8 protein-coding genes are annotated in these 18,829 nt (G+C 45.3%); all 8 read left to right on the top strand.

The window, feature by feature from the left end:
- Window positions 1-73: 73 nt before the first annotated feature.
- The 8 genes from ACTJLE_RS02410 to ACTJLE_RS02375 all read left to right on the top strand — a co-directional run bounded on the left by ACTJLE_RS02410 (window position 74) and on the right by ACTJLE_RS02375 (window position 18,765).
- Complete coding sequence (locus ACTJLE_RS02410; RefSeq protein ID WP_481267294.1) at window positions 74-5,014, top strand: PD-(D/E)XK nuclease family protein; 4,941 nt, start codon at window positions 74-76, stop codon at window positions 5,012-5,014.
- Window positions 5,011-9,345 carry an ATP-dependent DNA helicase gene (locus ACTJLE_RS02405; protein ID WP_481267293.1) on the top strand — a complete coding sequence of 1,445 codons (4,335 nt, stop codon included), beginning with the start codon at window positions 5,011-5,013 and terminating at the stop codon, window positions 9,343-9,345. The genes ACTJLE_RS02410 and ACTJLE_RS02405 overlap by 4 nt, the downstream gene beginning before the upstream one ends.
- A 24-nt stretch (window positions 9,346-9,369) precedes the next feature.
- Window positions 9,370-10,059, top strand: a complete 690-nt coding sequence (locus ACTJLE_RS02400; RefSeq protein WP_481267292.1) for a GNAT family N-acetyltransferase — start codon at window positions 9,370-9,372, stop codon at window positions 10,057-10,059.
- 86 nt (window positions 10,060-10,145) lie between these two features.
- Entirely contained in the window at window positions 10,146-11,537 is a 1,392-nt protein-coding gene (locus ACTJLE_RS02395) for an MFS transporter (RefSeq protein ID WP_481267291.1), read from the top strand.
- An 85-nt stretch (window positions 11,538-11,622) separates the two neighbouring features.
- Window positions 11,623-13,425, top strand: coding sequence for a ribonuclease J (locus ACTJLE_RS02390; protein WP_481267290.1), 1,803 nt, complete (start codon window positions 11,623-11,625; stop codon window positions 13,423-13,425).
- A gap of 115 nt (window positions 13,426-13,540) precedes the next feature.
- On the top strand, window positions 13,541-16,162 hold the full coding sequence (gene pepN, locus ACTJLE_RS02385) for an aminopeptidase N (protein WP_481267289.1): 2,622 nt from the start codon (window positions 13,541-13,543) through the stop codon (window positions 16,160-16,162).
- Between the two features lie 352 nt (window positions 16,163-16,514).
- A complete protein-coding gene (gene glmM, locus ACTJLE_RS02380) occupies window positions 16,515-17,927 on the top strand; it encodes a phosphoglucosamine mutase (RefSeq protein ID WP_481267288.1) in 1,413 nt (470 codons plus the stop codon).
- Between the two features lie 184 nt (window positions 17,928-18,111).
- Window positions 18,112-18,765: a peptide deformylase gene (locus ACTJLE_RS02375; protein ID WP_004107289.1), complete on the top strand. Its 654-nt coding sequence runs from the start codon at window positions 18,112-18,114 to the stop codon at window positions 18,763-18,765.
- Window positions 18,766-18,829 lie beyond the last annotated feature (64 nt).

Here is an 18,829-nt window from a genome sequence, read left to right as displayed (position 1 = left end):
TATCGCTCCACTATTGTTGCGTTTTTGTGGTTGATTATCGCTCCACTATTGCCTCGTTGCTAGAATTGAGTGTATGAGTGAGCATACTGCATTACAATCGCTATTTGACGGCACTTTACGCAATTCTTCCGGAAACGCGACTTGCGCATTGCTTGTGTATGGTGCGCCAAATACTGGTAAAACGCAGTTTGCTGTGCGCGCCGCGATTGCTGGTTACAAGCGTTGGCCGCATAAAATCACCGCGATGGCTGTTCAAAACCGCACGCTGGCTGCGAATATTGACAATATTATTATTCGCTCTATTGGTGTAAGTGAGCAGTCTAGGCATGTTGGAACATTGGCGTCGCTTGCTTTCCGTATTATTTCCGCAAATTGCAAGTCGCAGAATTTGCCTTCGCCGAAGCTTCTTAACGGTGCTGAGCAGGATGCTCTTCTTCGCAATGTTGTGCGCGCACATATTGAGCATGTTATTCGCGGAGATAATGGCGATTGCGCAGTATGCTCACTTTTTGAAGAGTATTTTGGTACGTCTACTTGGGTTAATCCGTTGACTTGCGCTGGCGAGTTAAATGCTTCCGCCGTTTCCGCCGCTTCCGCCAATTCTTCCAACATTAGCAACGCTTTTATGCATCAATTGCGAGATATGCTTGCGCGCTTAGATGAACTAGGAATTAGCGGTGAACTAGGAATTAGCGGTGAGCTAGGAATTAGCGACGAACCCGGAATTAGCAACAATCCTGCAATTAGCAACAACCTTAAAGAGCAAGATATTCTCAATTCCCTTGATTTAGCTCAGTCTCGCGCTAAAAGTGGCGATATTTTGCAAACAACTGTGCTTGTTAAGCGTCGTCGCGCGCAATGGCGTTTGGTTTTTGCGCTTCGCAATGAGTATAGGAAAATGATTGCCGACGTTTATAAGTCTTCCTTCCGCCTTGACACTTCTAAGCTTTTGGTTGAGGGTGCGAAAGCGGCGCGCGAGTTGGGTGAGCAGAGCGTTGTAAATTCGGAAATTCCGGCTCTTCTTGTGATTGACGATTATCAAGATATTACTTTGGCTGGTTTAAGTTTTGTGGAAACTTTGAGCAGTCTCGGCACGCATTTGGTTTTGCTTGCGAATCCGGATGAGTCCGTGCAGTCGTTTAGGGGAGCGTACCCGGATTACGCTATTTCGGCGGCTTTGAACGTTTTGAATGCGGCTGAGCAAACGCTAGAATATGAGGCTTCTTCGGTTTCTTCCGTTCCTTCCGCTTCTTCCGACTCAACTTTCGAAGCTCGCCCTAATTCTCGCCCTAAAGCTTCCTCAATGCTAGACTTGCTCGCTTCCCGCGTTTCTCTTTCGCTTTCTTCTCAACTGGATTCTTCTATCGCAACTCCTAATCGCCCTTGGAAAATGCCGTCTTTTGCTGGAGCATTTCCGGTACAATCTTTAAATCAGATTAACAATATTCACAATTCTCAAGATTCGCAAAAATATTTACGCATAAACGAAGACGGAACCGTAAATACTGCGCTGTACCGTTCTCAGCGCGAGGAATTGGACGCTGTTATTTGGCAAATGAAGCAATCTCACGTAAATAACAAGCGAAAGTGGAGCGATATGGCGCTTATTGCGCACGATAATTCCACCGTTCGTCTTTTTGGCGAGCAGCTTCGCGCGGACGGCGTTCCTGTGCGATATTCCTTAGTAACTCGCCCTTTAAAAGACGAGCCGTTTGTGCAAGGATTATTTGCGATTATTGAGTTGGCGCAGTTTGCGAATTCTGGTTTTTTGGGAATTGCAGGTAAGCTAAATTCCGGAAGAAGCTTAAAAAATTTGGCTTCGTGGGTGCGTTTGCGAGTGCAAAATATTATGGATAGTCCGCTTGCTTCAATTTCTCAAATGCGCGCTGGTTCCAAAATGCGCGCTGGTTCTTACGCTGAGGATAATTCGGATTCTCCTGCTAAGTTGCACTCGGTTGAGTCGCTAATGCGCTCTATTGCTTCGCTTTCGGCGGTTTTGGATGCTAAGAAAGACGAAGATGATTCTGCTGAAATTAAAAATATTCCTTTGCGAAATCTTATGAATACGTGGTGTGATTTTAGGAATAAGTTGCAAAATGCGTTGCGTTCTAATGCTGATTCTGCGCAAATTTCAGTTGATAATCGCTTTATTGAAGGCGATTTAAGTAGCGATTTAAGTAGCGATTTAAGTAGCGATTTTAGTGAAGATACGCGCTCGCTTTCTTTAGATGCTTGCTATTTGCTTTGTGTTGCATATGTTGCACATTGTGTAGACGCTTCAGACGCTTCAGACAATCCAGACAATCCAGACAATCCAGATGGCCCAGAATCTTCCCAAATTTTACAAATATTGCAAAATATGGCACCTCGAAATCCGAATGTTACTGCTTTCGTAAAAATGTGGAAGAATGTACAAACTTTGGCTTTGCGCTTTAAAAATCACCCTGATTTGCTAAATGCTCAATATGCTCTTGGCGAGGCTTGGAATATTTGTAATGTTGCGGAGCGTTGGCAGCGCGCGGCTTTGCAGCACAATAGCGAAGGCAGACGCGCAAATGATCGCCTTGATGCTGCAATGCGGCTTTTCGATTACGTTTCTTCGTACGCTTCTTCCGAATCTTCTTCGTACGCTTCTGCAGAATTTTCTGCAGCATTTTCTTCCGAATCTTCTGCCGAATTTTCTTCCGAATTTTCGTACAACAATTTTCCTGACGATACTTTTGATCAGGAAAATATTGTAAATATTGCAGATTTTATAGCTCAAGTGCGCGGAATGGAAATTGAGGCGGATTCTTTAGCTAAAGTTGCTCCCGTGCCGGATGCTGTAACTCTTACTACTCCTGCTGGGGCTTTGGGAAAGCATTGGCCGCTTGTGTGGATCCCTACTCTGCAACAGCGCGTGTGGCCAAATCTTGCATCGCGCAGCACAATGTTTGGCGCGGAAAGTTTAGCGAATATTATTTTGGATTCGAAGTTGCGCGCTATGAGTCAAAAGCAATTAGATTCAGATTCGTCATTAAAACCGGCTTCGCAATTAGATTCGGCTTCGCAATCTCCTCTATTTATATCCGCAAATCTTCTTTCTTCTAACGATAAATCTGCTGTTTTTGCAGGCGAGCAGCGCAGCTTTTTGCTTGCAATTACGCGCGCGACTGAAAGTTTGTATATTAGCGCGCAATACAGCGATAGTGCTGTTCCGAGCGATTTTCTTTACTATTATTTGCCTGAGCGCTACTACAATAACGAAAATTCTCGCACGCCTTTTACGGAGATTACAATTCCGTTTGCAGGTTTAGATATGGATGCGCGTGGATTGGTTTGTGCTGCTCGCGCTCAAATTTCGCGTGTTGTTGCCGGAAAGTCGCCTTGCAATAATGCTGATATTCCGAACAGTGCCGATATTCCGAACAGTGCCGATATTTCAAACAGCTCCGAATTTGCGGATGTTATTTATGATTCCGCTAAAGCTTTGCAATTATTGCGTCAGTATGGAGTTGATTGCGCTGATCCGTCGCAGTGGGATTTTATGAACGATGTTGCAAAAGATTCTACGGAGAATACGGCCTCTTCTTCGAAAGATTTTGCTTCTGAGGATGCTTCTTCGAAAGATTTTTCTTCGCGCGCTGATATTTCGGAAGATTCTTCTTGCGTAGTTAGTTTGTCTCCTTCTGCTGTAGATAGTTTGTGGGCATGCCCGGTTTGCGGTCTTTTGAATCGCCAGCTTTCGGGGCCTCAGCCGGGAAGTGCGGCAACGTATTTTGGTACGTTAATTCACGAAACTGCAAGATGGGCGAGCGAAAATCAGCATTACGATATGCCGGAAACCGAAGTTGCAGAAACTGAAGTCGCAGAAACTGAAGTTGCAGAAACCGAAGTTGCAGAAACCGAAGTTGCAGAAACTGAAGTTGCAGAAACCGAATATTCCCCATACTCTGCGCAAGTGCGCCGAATCAACGCAATCGCAAATCTTATGGAAAAGTATTACGCAAGTATTGCTCCGGAACTTGCCGATATTCGAAATAGCAGGGAGCGTTATTCTGCGCTTGCTCGCGAAACGAATATTTCTCGCGCTCTTCACACTATTGCGCAATATTTCGTCACGTCTTACGATCAATCAACTTACGATTTTGACGCAAAAAAGTCAGATGAAGGCGTACTGGAATCTCTTACAAAAAGCGAAAAATCTTTGGAAAGTAGCATAGGCGTATTGCAAGAAGCATATTGCGAGTTTAAAACAAGCGCGCATTTTGGTTTTGAGAATATTGCGATGCTTGTAAATAACGCGCTTAAAGCTTCGAATTTGCAAACTATTAAATTGCATGACGTTTACGAGTTGATGGGCGCTTTAGTTGGCGGTTGGCCGGATGGCGCGAACGAAAATCTCATAGTGCATATTCACGGTCGTATTGATCGCATGGAAAAGCGAAAAAATTCCGACGGTTCTAAAAATATTCGCTTAATTGACTACAAAACTGGAAAAGTTCCGCCTTCTACGGGAGTTTTTAACGATTTACAGTTGGTTTGCTATCAACTTGCTTTACTTTTTGCGGATAAAGATCCGCTTATTTCTGACTTTAATGCGCCAACAATTTCGCGTAGTGTGCTATTCCATGTGGTGAGCAATGATTATCCGGCTCAAGATCATCATGTGGCAGAAAACGTGTATCAGCCGCCGCTTTGCGTTGGTAATGCTTTGAATAATCAGCCGCTTGAAACTCGCGTTGGTTTTAAAACAATGTCGAGATTGATGGATTGTCCAAATCTTGCACAAATTATGAAATCTTGCCCGAGCGGTGTAAGCGAAGAAGCTTGGCAGTCGTTTAGAGCTTTAAGCGAAACTGCAAAATGGTCGCTTACTATGATTTCTCGCGTTTTTTATGCAGCTGCAGCAACGAATTCCTGGCAAATTGTTGCGCGCCCAACTTCGGAGCATTTGAAATATTGCCGTTCAAAACAGGTATGCCCAGCATGCGCAGGCTCTATAGACACTGTATATGAGGTACGCCAATTATGATAGATAAAATCAATAGCAAATCTTTGCGAAAGAATACGGATAGCGCTGAGCAATCTGCAGCAATTCAAGCTCCAGCAAACAAAAACATGATTATTGTGGCAGGAGCCGGAAGTGGCAAAACTTACACAATGACTCGCCGCGTTATTGATCTTATTGATCGAGGAATTGCTCCAGAAAGTATTTTGGGACTTACGTTTACGAATAAAGCTGCGTCGGAATTGCTGGCAAGAGTTGCGCAAGCTGTAAGCCAGCACTCTAGCGAAAGCCAGCACTCTAGCGAAAGCCAGCACTCTAGCGAAAGCCAGCACTCTAGCGAAAGCCAGCCTACTATCGCAACTTCGCAATCGCAAAATATCAATACTTCCAACGCATTTTTAAAACCGGAAGTAATGACTTACGACGCATTCTTCCAGTCAATTGTGCGCCAATACGGTTTGCTAGTTGGATTTGATCAAAATACGCAGCCTTTAAGCGATGCCGGCGCTCGCGAATTAATAAAACCTTTAGTAAATTCTTACGTTACAACGCATCCGGAAGTGCTTTCTTGGTATAGTTTTGACGCGCTTATTGACGACGTTCTTGCGCTTGCTGCAGATATTTCTTGCTCAATGATTGGCGTAAATAGCAAAGGGGAGTCGTTAGATAGCACTTCTAAAGCGGTTTTAGAAATTCAAAAGTGGAATAATGCTTGGATTGAGCATTTGCAAAAAGCGCTTAATTCTGCTGCAAAAACCGAAATTATTGCAAAAAAGCCGAGCGCTATTAAATTGCGTCGCGGAAAAAACGATACAGACGAAAAATATTTTGAAAAATGCGTAAATTACGGAAAAGAATACGTAGAATACCTAAATATTACGCTAAAAAATACGTGTTACGATTCTTGTAATAAATTATTTGAGACTGCTAAAAAGCGCGCAGCTTTGCTTGATTTAGTTTTGGCTTTTGACGCTGCAAAGAAAAGCGCAAATATGGCGCAATTTAGCGATTTTACGATTGCTGCTTATCGTTTGGTTACGAATTTTCCTTCGATTGCGGCGCAATATAGAAGGCAGTACAGTCAAGTTTTGCTTGACGAATATCAAGATACGTCTACTACGCAAGCAATGTTGATTGCAACGCTGTTTCATAACGAAAGTGGAGAAGGCGCTGAAAGTAACTCTTCCAACTCTAATCAGCAAACGCATATTGCTGCAGTTGGCGATCCATTCCAAGCTATTTACTCATTCCGAGGGGCTAGCTCTGGTGCGTTTAGAAAACTTGAGCAAGTGCTTAATATAAAAAGCGAAAGCGAATTTTCGCTTACTCAAACTCGCCGAAATTCTAGGCTTATTTTGCAAGCTGCAAACGCTATTACTAAGCCGTTGCGCGTGCCTGCACTTCGCAAAAGTAGCGCGTTATCTACAGAAGTAGAAGTTAAAAATTTGCAATATCTTGAAAATGCTCCAAACGGCATGTTGGCAGTGCTAAATGCGCCTACGCAATATCAAGAAATTGAAGCAGTTGTGCGATTTGTTAATAAAGTTAAAAATACTGCGTTATGCGAAAAAGACGCTGTTAATTCTGCAAATTCTGGTGCTAATTCTGCAAATTCTGCAAATTCCACTTCAGCTAGAGTTGCAGTGCTATTTCGTAGTAAAACAAATATTGCGTTATACGAAGAAGCGTTGCAAAAAGCAGGTTTGCGCACTTTAACAGTCGGATATTCTGCTCTTCTTGAAAAGCCGGAAGTAAAAGACGTTCTATCTCTTCTTGCTGTGTCAGCTGATCACACGAATACTGCAGCTTTAATGCGACTTCTTGCAACTCCTCGTTTTTCGCTTAATACTGACGATTTAAAAACTATAGCTAATATTGCAACTTCGGAAAATATTGAATACATATTTCGTGCTTTAGTGCAAGCTGGTTTGGCTGATCCTAAAGCGCCTCGCGAAAAGTGGGGGAAGATTGTGCAAGAGCAGCAATCTAAAGGCGAGCAGACGAATAGTATTCACGGTGGAGTTTTTATTGCGGATGTTCTGCTTGAAGCGTACGCGGATCCTAGTATTTCAAATCTTAAAAATACTTTAAGTACTAAAGCTTATGATGCTGTTCTTCGCGTAGGGAAAATTTTGGACGCTGTCGAGCGCGCGCAATCTGCTTCTTTGCATGACATTGTGCGCACAGCTATTGAAAGTCTAAATATTGATATTGATGTGGCTGTTTCAAACGCGCTTATGAACAACAATTCTACTAATGCCACATTGTTGCACGATATGCGCAGCACTTCCGACGCAATATTTACGCTTGCAGATTCGTATTTGCAGGAAATGAGCGATTTTACGCAGCCTACTTTGCGCGGATTTATGGATTGGATTCAAAATATTGACAAAATTGACGATCAGCCTGCGTCGGTTGACGAGCCTGCTGACGTTGTTTTGATGACAATTCACCAATCTAAAGGCTTGGAATGGCCGGCAGTTGCGATTGTGGGGCTTAACGAGGGTGCTTTTCCAAGCAATCAAGGTGACGGCTTGCGCGTAAAGCAAACGCAACAAAATGACGCGTATTTTGAAAGCGCGTACGCAACTCTTGAAATCGCATCGAAAGTGCCTGCGCCGATGAGAGTTGATGCGGATATTCTTCCGCGATTTCCTCACGATGCGGATTTAATCGCAAGTATGAATCCGCAAGAATGCTTAAAAAATATGGAAAGCGTTGAAAAAATTGACGCGGAAATATATGGCTCTCGTGCGCAAGCAATGCTTGATTTGGCTGGAAAATTCTACGAGCACGAATCTGCTCCAGCGGAGGCGATTCCTTTAGAAGCGCGCGAAGTTTACGATGCTGCAATGAAAACAGGCACTTTGCCGCTTTCGCAAGTAGAGGAGCGCGGGCGAGCTTTGCATATTGACGAGCGGCATCTTATGTATGTTGCTTTGACGCGTGCGAAGTTTGCGGCTCTTGTGACTTGTAGCCATACGAATGCTATGGCGGCGGCGGATTCTGGTGATTCGGGTGCTGCTGCTGGTGATTCGGGTGCTGCTGCTGGTGATTCTGCGGCTTCTGCAAATAGTGCGGCGGATAATAGCGCATCTTCTCGCGCAAAAAAGCCTTCCGTTTTTTGGAATGAAATGAATGACGCAATTAAACAATTTGGCGAAGAAGCTTTTGAAGTGAAGAATTCTTCTAGCGAATTGGGATATGTTGTGGGCGATTTAGCTTCTGATTTTGCGAAATTATTTAGCGAGCCAAGTGGCATACCAAGCGAGAATAGAAAACAACTATTAGCTTGGCCAAGTTCATTGACAAAAACTATAAGGGACGTTTTGCGGAAATCTGCAGATATAACCGAAAATCTTTCTACAGATGCCGATTTTGCAGAATTAAATAATGCAAATAATGCAAATATTGAAAATAATGCAAATAATGAAACTTCTGAAGATAATTTATTGCTTTCGCGCGCTCAAGCTTTAGTGCAAGATGCTGATTTGATGCCGCAAATTGATTGGTATCACAATATTCATGCCCTGAAAAACCGCGCGGAACAGCTTTCTAAAGGCGAAAATGTAAATGTTACGGCTGTGCAAAGGCGAGCAACGTTTAATAGCGATTATTTGCAAGAAAATAAAGATTTTAATGACGCGGATGCTAAGCGTTTGCGAAACGAGTGGATGGCAATTATTCGCCCTATTCCGCGCATTTCTTCGCCGACTGCAAGTTTGGGAACTCGCTTCCACGCTTGGGCGGAGCAGTTTGTGAAGGCTAGATGCGCGAATCAAAATTCTGCGCAATATGATGTTGTTGAAAGTATTTCTGAAAAACTTGCGCAAATTGAAAAAATTACGCAAGCTGAAAAATCTTCCGGAAATTCTTCCGAAAATTCTTCAATAAATTCTTCAATAAATTCTTCCGAACGCAAATTGTTAATTTGGGAAAAGCGCTTAGCTACTTCAAAATGGGCGCATCGTCGTCCTATTGCAGCCGAGCAGCCAATCGTGGCGCATGTGCCAGAATTGGGCAATCAAATTATTAACGGAAAACTCGACGCTGTTTTTGCAGGCGGCTTAGACGAGAACGATCCGAGCAAAATATATACGGTAGTTGATTGGAAAACCGGCAAAAAACCAACGAATCCGCAAGATATTGCTCTTAAGCTTGGTCAATTAGACTGGTATCGTTTGCTACTTTCGCTTATGACGAATGTGCCGCTTGAGGCTATCGACGCCACCCTTTACTATGTAAATATAGCGGATGAATGTGAACGAGAGATTAAAACGGAAGCAAAAACAAAAGATGAAATCCTTGCCGAGTTACATTCTGACACGTTAATCTCCCTCGATGATGACGCATAAACGAATTATGAGTAAGGAAAAGTCATGACTGTAGAATTTCGCGACGTAAAATTAGGCGATATTGACGCAATTGTAAAAGAATACGAGCGCACTTGGGGCATTTCTAAAGAAGTTGGTCAGGACGCTTCTTTAAGCCTTTCGCGCAGATTCGTTTTGCACTATTTAGAGCCTTCTACGCACGGAACTATTGCTGAAGTTGACGGAAAATTTATGGGATTGCTTTTGGCGCGAGTTTTTGACGCTCCAGTTATGTTCCCAGAAATAAGAAGAATGCTTCTTGAGCAAGAGCGCGAAATGAAATCGCAAAATGACGAAAATTACGCGCGCGCTTTAGAAGAAGCGTACGCAATGCGCGCTTTAGAAACTAAGCTTGAAGCAAAATCGCATATTAATGATTTGACTCAAGCTGAATTGGAATTGTTCCTAGTTTCTCCGGATGCTCGCGGTCATGGTGTTGGCGGCGGCTTGTGGAGGCGCACAATGCACATGTTGCGACATAATGGCGTAAATCGCTACTATTTGCACACGGATTCTGCTTGCGATGTGAGCTTTTACGATTATCACGGGCTTAGTAAAGACGCGTCTTGGCTTCATAAAGATCATCCTTACGATATTGAGCGCGCAAAATCTTTAGTTGAAGATTTGTATATTTATTCGGGGGAGCCGATGGTGCGTTCGAAACGTGCAAATGCGCGTTCTAATACTAAAGCGTAAAAAATAAAGACGCGAAGACGTAAAGCGTAAAAAATAAAACGCAAAGACGTAAAAAGCGTAAAAAATAAAAAGGAGTAACACAATTTATGTCGTCTCAAACGACAGGAAAGAAGTCCACAGTAATTTCGCAATATGCGCGACTATTTTCACTAAATGGAGCTAGAGCTTTTTGCATTTCTGGAGCAATTGCACGTTTACCAATGTCGATGATTGCTTTAGGAATTGTTCTTGCACTTAATCATTTGTACAATAACTGGACTGTTGCTGGAGCAATGTCTGCATCCTACGTTCTTGCGCAAGCTGCAGTAACGCCGGTTTATGCTAAGCTTTTTGACCGTTTTGGTCAGCGCAAAGTTGGTGTTATTGCTCTTAGTGCGCAAGTTATTGCAATGCTTTCTTTTGCGCTTGCTGCTTTATTTAGAGTTCCGCTAGTTCTTCTTTTTGTGCTTGCGATTGTTATGGGCGTTACGCAGTTTGCTTTTGGAGCGTTGGTGCGTACGCGTTGGGCTTATACACTTCGTGCGGAAGACGACGATTCTTTGCTAAACGTAGCGTATGCTTTGGAATCTGGCATTGATGAGATTGTGTTTATATTAGGTCCTATTTTGGCAGCTTGGCTTGCAACTTCCGTGCATCCAGTTTCGCAATTATTTGTGCCAGTATTTGCAAGCGGATTGGGCGGAGCGTGGTTCTTCTCGCTTAAAAATACTCAGCCTGCAGTGCTTAAAGTAGTGGAAGTTCCAACTGCTGCAGCTGAAGATGTTGACGTATTAATCGCATCTCAAAAAGAAAACGAAATCTCTGCAGTCGAATTAGAATCGCAAAAACAAAATTCTAAGCGCAAGTTTATTGACAAATTTAGTCTTAAACAATTGCATAATCACCATCCAAAAAAGCGCGGCAAAAACGTGCTGCTTTACCGCGGAATTATTCCGCTTGTGCTTATGTTCGTTGTGTTTAATATGAGTTTTAGCGCTTTTGACGTGTCTGTTACGGCTGCTATGAAAGCGCAAGGACTTGAGCATTTTATTGGTATGCAACTTGCGCTGTTTGCGTGCGGATCGCTTGTGGGCGCAATAATTTTCGGATCGCGTAAATTCCGCGGATCTAACTGGTCGCATCTTATTGTGTTCTTAACTGTGCTAACTATTGGCTACGTGCTTATGAATCTTAATCTGGATCGGCTTATGCTTATGAGCGTTTTTGAAGTACTTTCCGGACTTTGCGTATCGCCAATTTTCGCAACTGGAAATCTTATTGTGAAAGCAACAGTGCCGGAAGAGTCTCTTACGGAAGGGCTTTCGTGGCTGCCGACTGCCTCGGCTGTGGGGTGCTCTTTGGGGTCGATGGCTGCGGGTGCGGCGATTGACGAGTGGAGTGCGCACGCTGGCATGATGGTGCCGTGGATGTCGACGCTTGCGGCAATTCCTATAGCCGCACTCGGGTGGTTTATTGTAGTCGTGCTTAAAAAACGATAGTTTCTTTACATCTGTGTAGAAACTAACGAGTTGAGTCCTAACGGTACACTAGAAAACAGTGCGCAATTGCGCAAGATGTAGTGAGATGAATATGTCAACTGAATTAAGAAAAAATACAAAAACTCGTAAAGAAAAAGCTAGTTCCGCTCGTCGCAGCGGCAAAGTGCTTCCTCCTGTAGTAAACGATCAGCGTGAAGGTGCGCTTATTGCGCCGCCAAAATATCGCAAAGGTTCAATGAGAATTGTGCCGCTTGGTGGCTTGGGCGAAATCGGCCGAAATATGAACGTAATTGAGTACAACGGTCATATTTTGCTTATTGATTGCGGCGTGCTTTTTCCGGAAGAAGAGCAGCCGGGAGTTGATTTAATTCTTCCTGATTTCCACTATATTCAGGATCGTCTTGACAAAGTTGAAGCTTTAGTTTTAACGCATGGTCACGAAGATCATATTGGTGGAGTGCCGTATCTTCTTAAGATGCGTCCGGATATTCCGCTTATTGGTTCGAAGCTTACTTTGGCTTTTGTGGAAGCAAAGTGCCAGGAGCATCATATTGAGCCGAAGCTTACTCGCGTTGAAGGCCGCGATAAGATGAAGGTTGGCCCGTTTAATCTTGAGTTTATTACAGTAACGCATTCTATTCCGGATGCGCTTGCTGTTTGCGTAAAAACTCCAGCCGGAACGCTTATTGATACTGGCGATATTAAGCTCGACCAGCTTCCGCTTGACCATCGCATTACAGATTTGGTGGAATTTGGCCGCTTAGGTGAGCAGGGTATTGATTTGCTTATGGCAGATTCCACAAACGCTGAAGTTCCGGGATTCGTGAAGCCAGAAACTTCTATTGGACCTGCTTTGGATCGCGCTTTTGCTACAGCAACTCGCAAAATTATTGTTGCTAGCTTCTCAAGCCACGTGCATCGCGTGCAGCAAGTAGTTGACGCAGCGCACAAGTTTGGGCGCAAAGTTGTGTTCGTGGGTCGCTCGATGGTTCGCAATATGTCGATTGCGGCAGATCTTGGCTACTTGCATATTCCTGAAAACACTGTTGTGGACTTAAAGCAAGCAAAAGATATTCAGGACGACAAGCTCGTGTACATGTGCACAGGTTCGCAAGGTGAGCCGATGGCAGCTCTTGGACGAATTGCGGATGGCAGCCACAAAGATATTACTATTGACGAATTCGATACTGTTATTCTTGCAAGCTCGCTTATTCCTGGAAACGAGCACGAAGTTTACAAAGTTATTAATAAGCTTGTGCAACTTGGTGCGCGCGTAATTAATAAAGATAATGCGGCAATTCACGTGTCTGGCCATTGCAATGAAGGCGAGCTTTTGTACTTGTACAACATTGTTAAGCCAAAATGCGCTATGCCAATTCACGGCGAGCATCGTCACTTGGTTGCAAACGGATTGATTGCTGTAAAAACTGGCGTTGATCCAAAGAATGTTGTGTTGGCTGAAGACGGCGATGTGGTTGATTTGTACCACGGAAACGCTGCAGTTGTTGGCTCTGTGCCTTGCGGATACGTTTATGTTGATGGCGATTCCGTTGGCGAACTTACGGACGAGGAGCTTGAAAAGCGCAGGATTTTGGGCACAGAAGGCTTCGTTTCGAGCTTTGTTGTAGTTGATACTGAGAATGCGAACGTGGTTTCCGGTCCTAAGATTTTCTTGAATGCTGTTGCCGAAGACGAAGCTGATTTTGAGAAGGTTCGTTACCAAATTGTTGAGCAATTGCAGGACGCTATGATGCGCGGAGAGCACGATACGTATAAGTTGCAGCAGATTATGCGACGCACTTTGGGTAGTTGGGTTGCTCGCGCGTTGCGCAGGAAGCCTATGCTTGTGCCGGTAGTTGCGGATATTTCGGAAAATAATCAAAACTAAGCGCAAGCATGCCGAAAATAAGCGAAATTATTCGAAAATTGCCGGAAATAATCGGAAATAATCGTAAATAATCGGAAAAATAATCAAAAATAAGAAAAATATAAGGAAGGTACATATGCCAGGAGCAAATCTTACTCGCGTAGAAGCTAAAGAGCGTTTCGACGCTATCAAAATGCCAATTCATTACGACGTTGCGCTTGATTTAGGCAAGGGTGGCCGCGATTTTACTTCGCGCACAAAAATTGAGTTCGACGCAAAAGCAGGTTCGGAAAGCTTCCTTGATCTTATTGCAAATAGCGTAGAATCCGTTGTATTAAACGGCACTGCTCTTGACGTTACGAAAGTTTTTGCAGACAGCCGAATTGCGCTCGCAAATCTGCTTGAACACAATACTGTAGAAGTTGTAGCAAACTGCCAGTATTCCAACACGGGCGAAGGTTTGCACAGAAGCGTGGATCCTTCCGACGGAAACGTTTATTTGTATACGCAGTTCGAAGTTCCGGATGCTCGCCGCGTTTATGCTGTGTTTGATCAGCCAGATTTAAAAGCTGTTTTTGACTTTACGGTAGACGCTCCAGAAAGCTGGATTGTAACTTCCAACATGCCGGTTAAAAGCGAAACCGCGCTGGAAGGCCGCGAAACCGAAGCCGGCACTTTGGAAAACGGCGCTGTAGAAGGCATGAAGCGTTGGGTGTTCGAGTCGACTCCAAAAATGAGCTCCTACTTAACTGCAATTTGCGCAGGGCCTTACGCTGGATGGCACACCGAATACCAAAACGAGGACGGTCGCGTAGTGCCAATGGCAATGTACTGCCGTCAAGCGCTTAAAGATGCTTTCGCAAAAGACGTTGACTACTTGTTCGATATTACGAAGAAGGGCTTTGCTTTCTACGCGAAGACTTGGGGAGTGCCATATCCGTACGCAAAGTACGATCAGATTTACGTGCCAGAATACAACGCTGGTGCTATGGAAAACATTGGCATGGTTACAATTCGCGACCAGTACGTGTTTGAATCCAAAGTTACGGACGCTTACGCTGAGCGCCGCGTTGTAACAGTTTTGCACGAGCTTGCACACATGTGGTTCGGTGACTACGTAACAATGAAGTGGTGGAACGACTTGTGGCTTAACGAATCCTTCGCAGAATTCACCTCAACTCTTGCCACCGCTGAAGCAACAGAATGGCACGACGCTTGGAGCACTTTCAATTCCGGCGAAAAAAGCTGGGCGCTTAATCAAGATCAGCTCCCAACAACGCACCCAATCGTTGCTCCAATCAATGATTTGAACGACACTTCCGTCAACTTCGACGGAATCACCTACGCAAAGGGCGCTTCCGTTTTGAAGCAGCTCGTAGCTTACGTTGGTCGCGAAAAGTTCTTTGCAGGAATCCACAATTACTTAAGCAAGCACGCTTACAGCAACGCAACTTTGGCGGATCTGCTTCAAGAATTGGAGACTACAAGCGGACGCGATTTGAAGGCGTGGAGCGCGCAGTGGCTTGAAAAAGCTGGAATTAACACGATTTCTACGGAAGTTGAAGAAGCAAGCGACGGCACTGGCACTATTGCCTCCTTGCGTTTGCGTCAGAGCGCGCCGGCTGAGCATCCTGTTCTGCGCGCGCATCGCTTGGCCGTCGGTTTCTACGATTTGGACGAAGCAACTGGCGAAATCAAGCGCACGAAGCGAATCGAACTCGACGTTGACGGCGAAGTGACGGAAGTTGCGGAAGCTCGCGGCGAGAAAATGCCTGCGCTTATTCTTGTAAACGACGACGATTTGACTTATACGAAGATTCGCTTCGACGAAAAGTCGCTTGAATTCGCTGCAGAAAACTTGTATCGTTTCAAGGATTCTTTGACTCGCTCGCTTATTTGGCTCGCATTGTGGGATATGACTCGCGACGCAGAATTCCCAGCAGAACGCTTCGTGGAACTCAGCCTTAAAGCTTTGGCAACAGAGCGCGAATCAACTACTTTCCGATACGCACTTGGTCAAGTAAAAGTAACCGCAAGCCACTACGTAGTGCCTGAGCGTCAAGCAGAAGTCGCAAAGCATGTTGCTCACGAACTCTGGCAGTTGGCTTTGGCAGCTTCGGCAGGCTCGGACGAACAGTTCCAGTTGCTTAAGGCGTATCTTGGCTACGGCGAAGTTGGAGATGCTGAGTTTGTGCGCGTAGCTAACGGCTTGCTCGACGGATCCGTGGATCTGGAAGGCTTGGAAATCGACAACGACTTGCGCTGGAGCATTCTTATTGCGCTCGCAGGCGTAAACGAATTGGATGAAGCTGGAATTGACGCGGAACTTCAAAAGCGCGATACTACCGAAAATCGCGAATACGCTTACCAAGCTCGTGCGGCGCGCGCAACAGCAGAAGCTAAGGATTGGGCTTGGGATCAAGCTTTGCGCAATCTCGATTTGACGAATATGCAAATGGGTGCCGTTGTTGCAGGCTTTGCAAGCACAGCTAAGGGCGATTTGGTTAAGCCTTATGTTGAGCGCTACTTTGCGGATATTGATTGGGTTTGGAAGAATCGCACATTCCACATGGCTGAGGCTCTGATTGAGGGCTTGTATCCTGTGCACGCGCCGGTTGAGGAGCTGGTTGCGCGCGGTGAGAAGTGGCTGGAGGAGCATAAGGATGCGGATCAGGCTTTGCGCCGCATGGTGCTCGGCGGCCTCGATTCTTCGCGCCGCACGCTTAGAGTGCAGCACTACAACGCTTCCTTGCGCTAAATTTCGGACATTGGCGCAGTATGTTTTCTGCGCCAGTGTCTTAAAACAGTCAGAATGAGACATTAGTGCAGTTGCTAATCTGCGGCAGTGTCTTAAAACAGTCAGAATGAGACATTAGTGCAGTTGCTAATCTGCGGCAGTGTCTCAAAACAGTCAGAATGAGACCCTAGTGCAGAAAACGTACTGCACTAGGGTCTCTTTTGGTGGTTTAACTCTTACTGGTTAGCTTGGCCAATGCGCTAGCGCGTTATGTAATGCTACGAGTAAGATAGCAAGCAGTGTGTGATGCGCTAGTAAGCAATGCTGTTTGCTTGCGCGCAAAGAAAGTGACTTTTGCGAAAGAGGCTTTATTATGCCAAGAATGTTTGGTACGGATGGCGTGCGTGGATTAGCAAATCGCGATTTAACAGCGCAACTTGCTTTAGATTTAGGTGACGCTGCGGTTCGAGTTTTGGGAGATAAGCACGCGCCGGTTGCGTCTAGTGCTACTGAAAGCGATCCTTCCTCTCACGCTCGTCGCCGCGCGCTTGTTGGCAGAGATACGCGCGTTTCTGGCGATTTTCTAGCTTCCGCGCTTGCTGCAGGCATGAGCGCCGGCGGTTTCGACGTTATTGATGCCGGAATTATCCCAACTCCTGGAGTTGCGTTCTTAACCTCCGTGCTAAACGTTGAAATGGGCGCCGTAATTTCCGCATCTCATAATCCTATGCCAGATAACGGCATTAAATTCTTTGCGCGCGGCGGTTTTAAGCTTCCGGATAGCAAGGAAGATGAGATTGAGGCTGTGCTTGGCCAAGATTGGGAGCGTCCAACCGGCGCCGGCGTTGGTCGAGTTAGCCACGATACTACTACCGCAACAAACCTGTATATTGATCACTTGGTTTCTGCAGTTGCGCCTTTAAGCAACGGTTCCACTACACGCCCGAAGCCGCTCGCAGGTTTGCGCGTCGTGGCAGATTGCGCAAACGGCGCTACTTCCGTTGTTGCTCCTGAAGCTCTTCGTCGCGCAGGCGCGGAAGTAGTCGTAATTAACGCTTCTCCTGACGGCTACAATATTAACGATCACGCAGGCTCCACGCATCCTGAGCAATTGCAAGCCATGGTTAAAGCTTCTAAGGCTGATTTAGGCGTGGCTTTTGATGGTGACGCTGATCGCTGCTTAGCTGTTGACGAGAATGGCAATATGGTTAATGGCGATCAAATTATGGGAATTCTTGCGCGCGCTAAGCAAGCTGAAGGTAAGCTTAATCACGATACGCTTGTAGTTACAGTTATGAGCAATCTCGGCTTAAAGCTTGCGCTTAAAGATATGGGAATTGCGACTGTGCAAACAAATGTTGGCGATCGTTACGTTTTGGAAGAGATGCTTAAGCATGATTATTCTCTTGGCGGCGAGCAGTCCGGCCACGTAATTAATCGCGAATTTGCAACCACAGGCGATGGCACTCTTACTGCTTTGACTTTGTGCCGCGAAGTCGTGCGCTCCGGAAAGAAGCTTTCTCAAATGGCAGCCGACTTCCCGCAATTGCCACAATGCTTAGTAAATGTGCCAAATGTAGATAAAATGGCTTCCAAAACTAACGCAGCCGTGCTTGCAGCTGTGGAGAAAGAGTCGAAACTTTTGGGAGATACAGGTCGCGTTCTTCTTCGCCCAAGTGGCACTGAGCCTCTTGTGCGCGTTATGTGTGAAGCAGCAACTCAAGCTCAAGCAGACGAAGTTTGCGCACGACTTGCCCAAGTTGTGGTTGATAATTTGAAGCTATAGCGCTTGCTTGCTTGCGCTTGCGTCTGCTTACGTTTCAATATGCTCTAGCAGTGCGCAAATAATTTTGGTACAATTAACACCTTGGTGCTTGTTTCACGTAACGTCAATGTGCGTACGTAACGTGTGCCGCTCAAACTTTCTTATACAACTTCGCGTCTATTGCCGCTACGGTAAAAGGAGACCTATGTTTACGCATCACGCAAGTGTCGATACGAAACTCAGTCGCGCTGTTGAGCGCTTGCTTGATTCCGCTACAGAAGATGGTATTTTGCCAATTGTGCAAGCTGGCGAGCCTGTTTTGCGCCAGCGCACTGTGGCATATGACGGCCAGCTTACGCGTGCTACTCTTACGAAACTTATTTCTCTTATGCACAGCACAATGCTTGAGGCTCCAGGCGTAGGTTTAGCAGCTCCGCAAATTGGTTTGGGTCTTGCTATTGCTGTTATTGAAGATCACGTTCGTGACGATGAAGACGATCCTCGCGATATTGCAGAGCTTCCGTTCCGCGCTATTATTAATCCTCACTACGAGCCGATTGGTACTCAAACTCGTAGTTTCTACGAAGGTTGCTTAAGCGTTTCTGGTTATCAAGCTGTGCGTCAGCGTTGGCTTGACATTCAAGCGACTTGGCAAGATGAAGACGGAAAGCAACATTCCGAGCGCTTGCATGGATGGCCTGCGCGTATTTTCCAGCATGAAACTGACCATCTTCGTGGCGAGCTTTATATTGATCGCGCCGAAATGCGTTCTCTTTCTACAGACGAGAATCTTGAAGATTATTGGGCTGATGAAGCGGTTCCTGTAGCTGCCGCTCGCACGCTCGGTTTTGCAATATGATTTTAAAGTTTTAAAAATTATTGCTATATCGGTTTGTGCATTTCAATAGTAGTAATAGAATGTT

This window comes from Gardnerella sp. CCPDSM (assembly GCF_056754715.1).
The sequence above is the reverse complement of the archived record's forward strand: the minus strand, read 5'-3'. Positions and strand labels throughout refer to the sequence as shown.

Bases quoted from the DNA above. Each gene is read 5' to 3' on its own strand.
- pepN (WP_481267289.1), top strand. From the start codon at position 13,541: ATGCCAGGAGCAAATCTTACTCGCGTAGAAGCTAAAGAGCGTTTCGAC.
- glmM (WP_481267288.1), top strand. From the start codon at position 16,515: ATGCCAAGAATGTTTGGTACGGATGGCGTGCGTGGATTAGCAAATCGC.
- ACTJLE_RS02395 (WP_481267291.1), top strand. From the start codon at position 10,146: ATGTCGTCTCAAACGACAGGAAAGAAGTCCACAGTAATTTCGCAATAT.
- ACTJLE_RS02410 (WP_481267294.1), top strand. From the start codon at position 74: ATGAGTGAGCATACTGCATTACAATCGCTATTTGACGGCACTTTACGC.
- ACTJLE_RS02375 (WP_004107289.1), top strand. From the start codon at position 18,112: ATGTTTACGCATCACGCAAGTGTCGATACGAAACTCAGTCGCGCTGTT.
- ACTJLE_RS02390 (WP_481267290.1), top strand. From the start codon at position 11,623: ATGAATATGTCAACTGAATTAAGAAAAAATACAAAAACTCGTAAAGAA.
- ACTJLE_RS02400 (WP_481267292.1), top strand. From the start codon at position 9,370: ATGACTGTAGAATTTCGCGACGTAAAATTAGGCGATATTGACGCAATT.
- ACTJLE_RS02405 (WP_481267293.1), top strand. From the start codon at position 5,011: ATGATAGATAAAATCAATAGCAAATCTTTGCGAAAGAATACGGATAGC.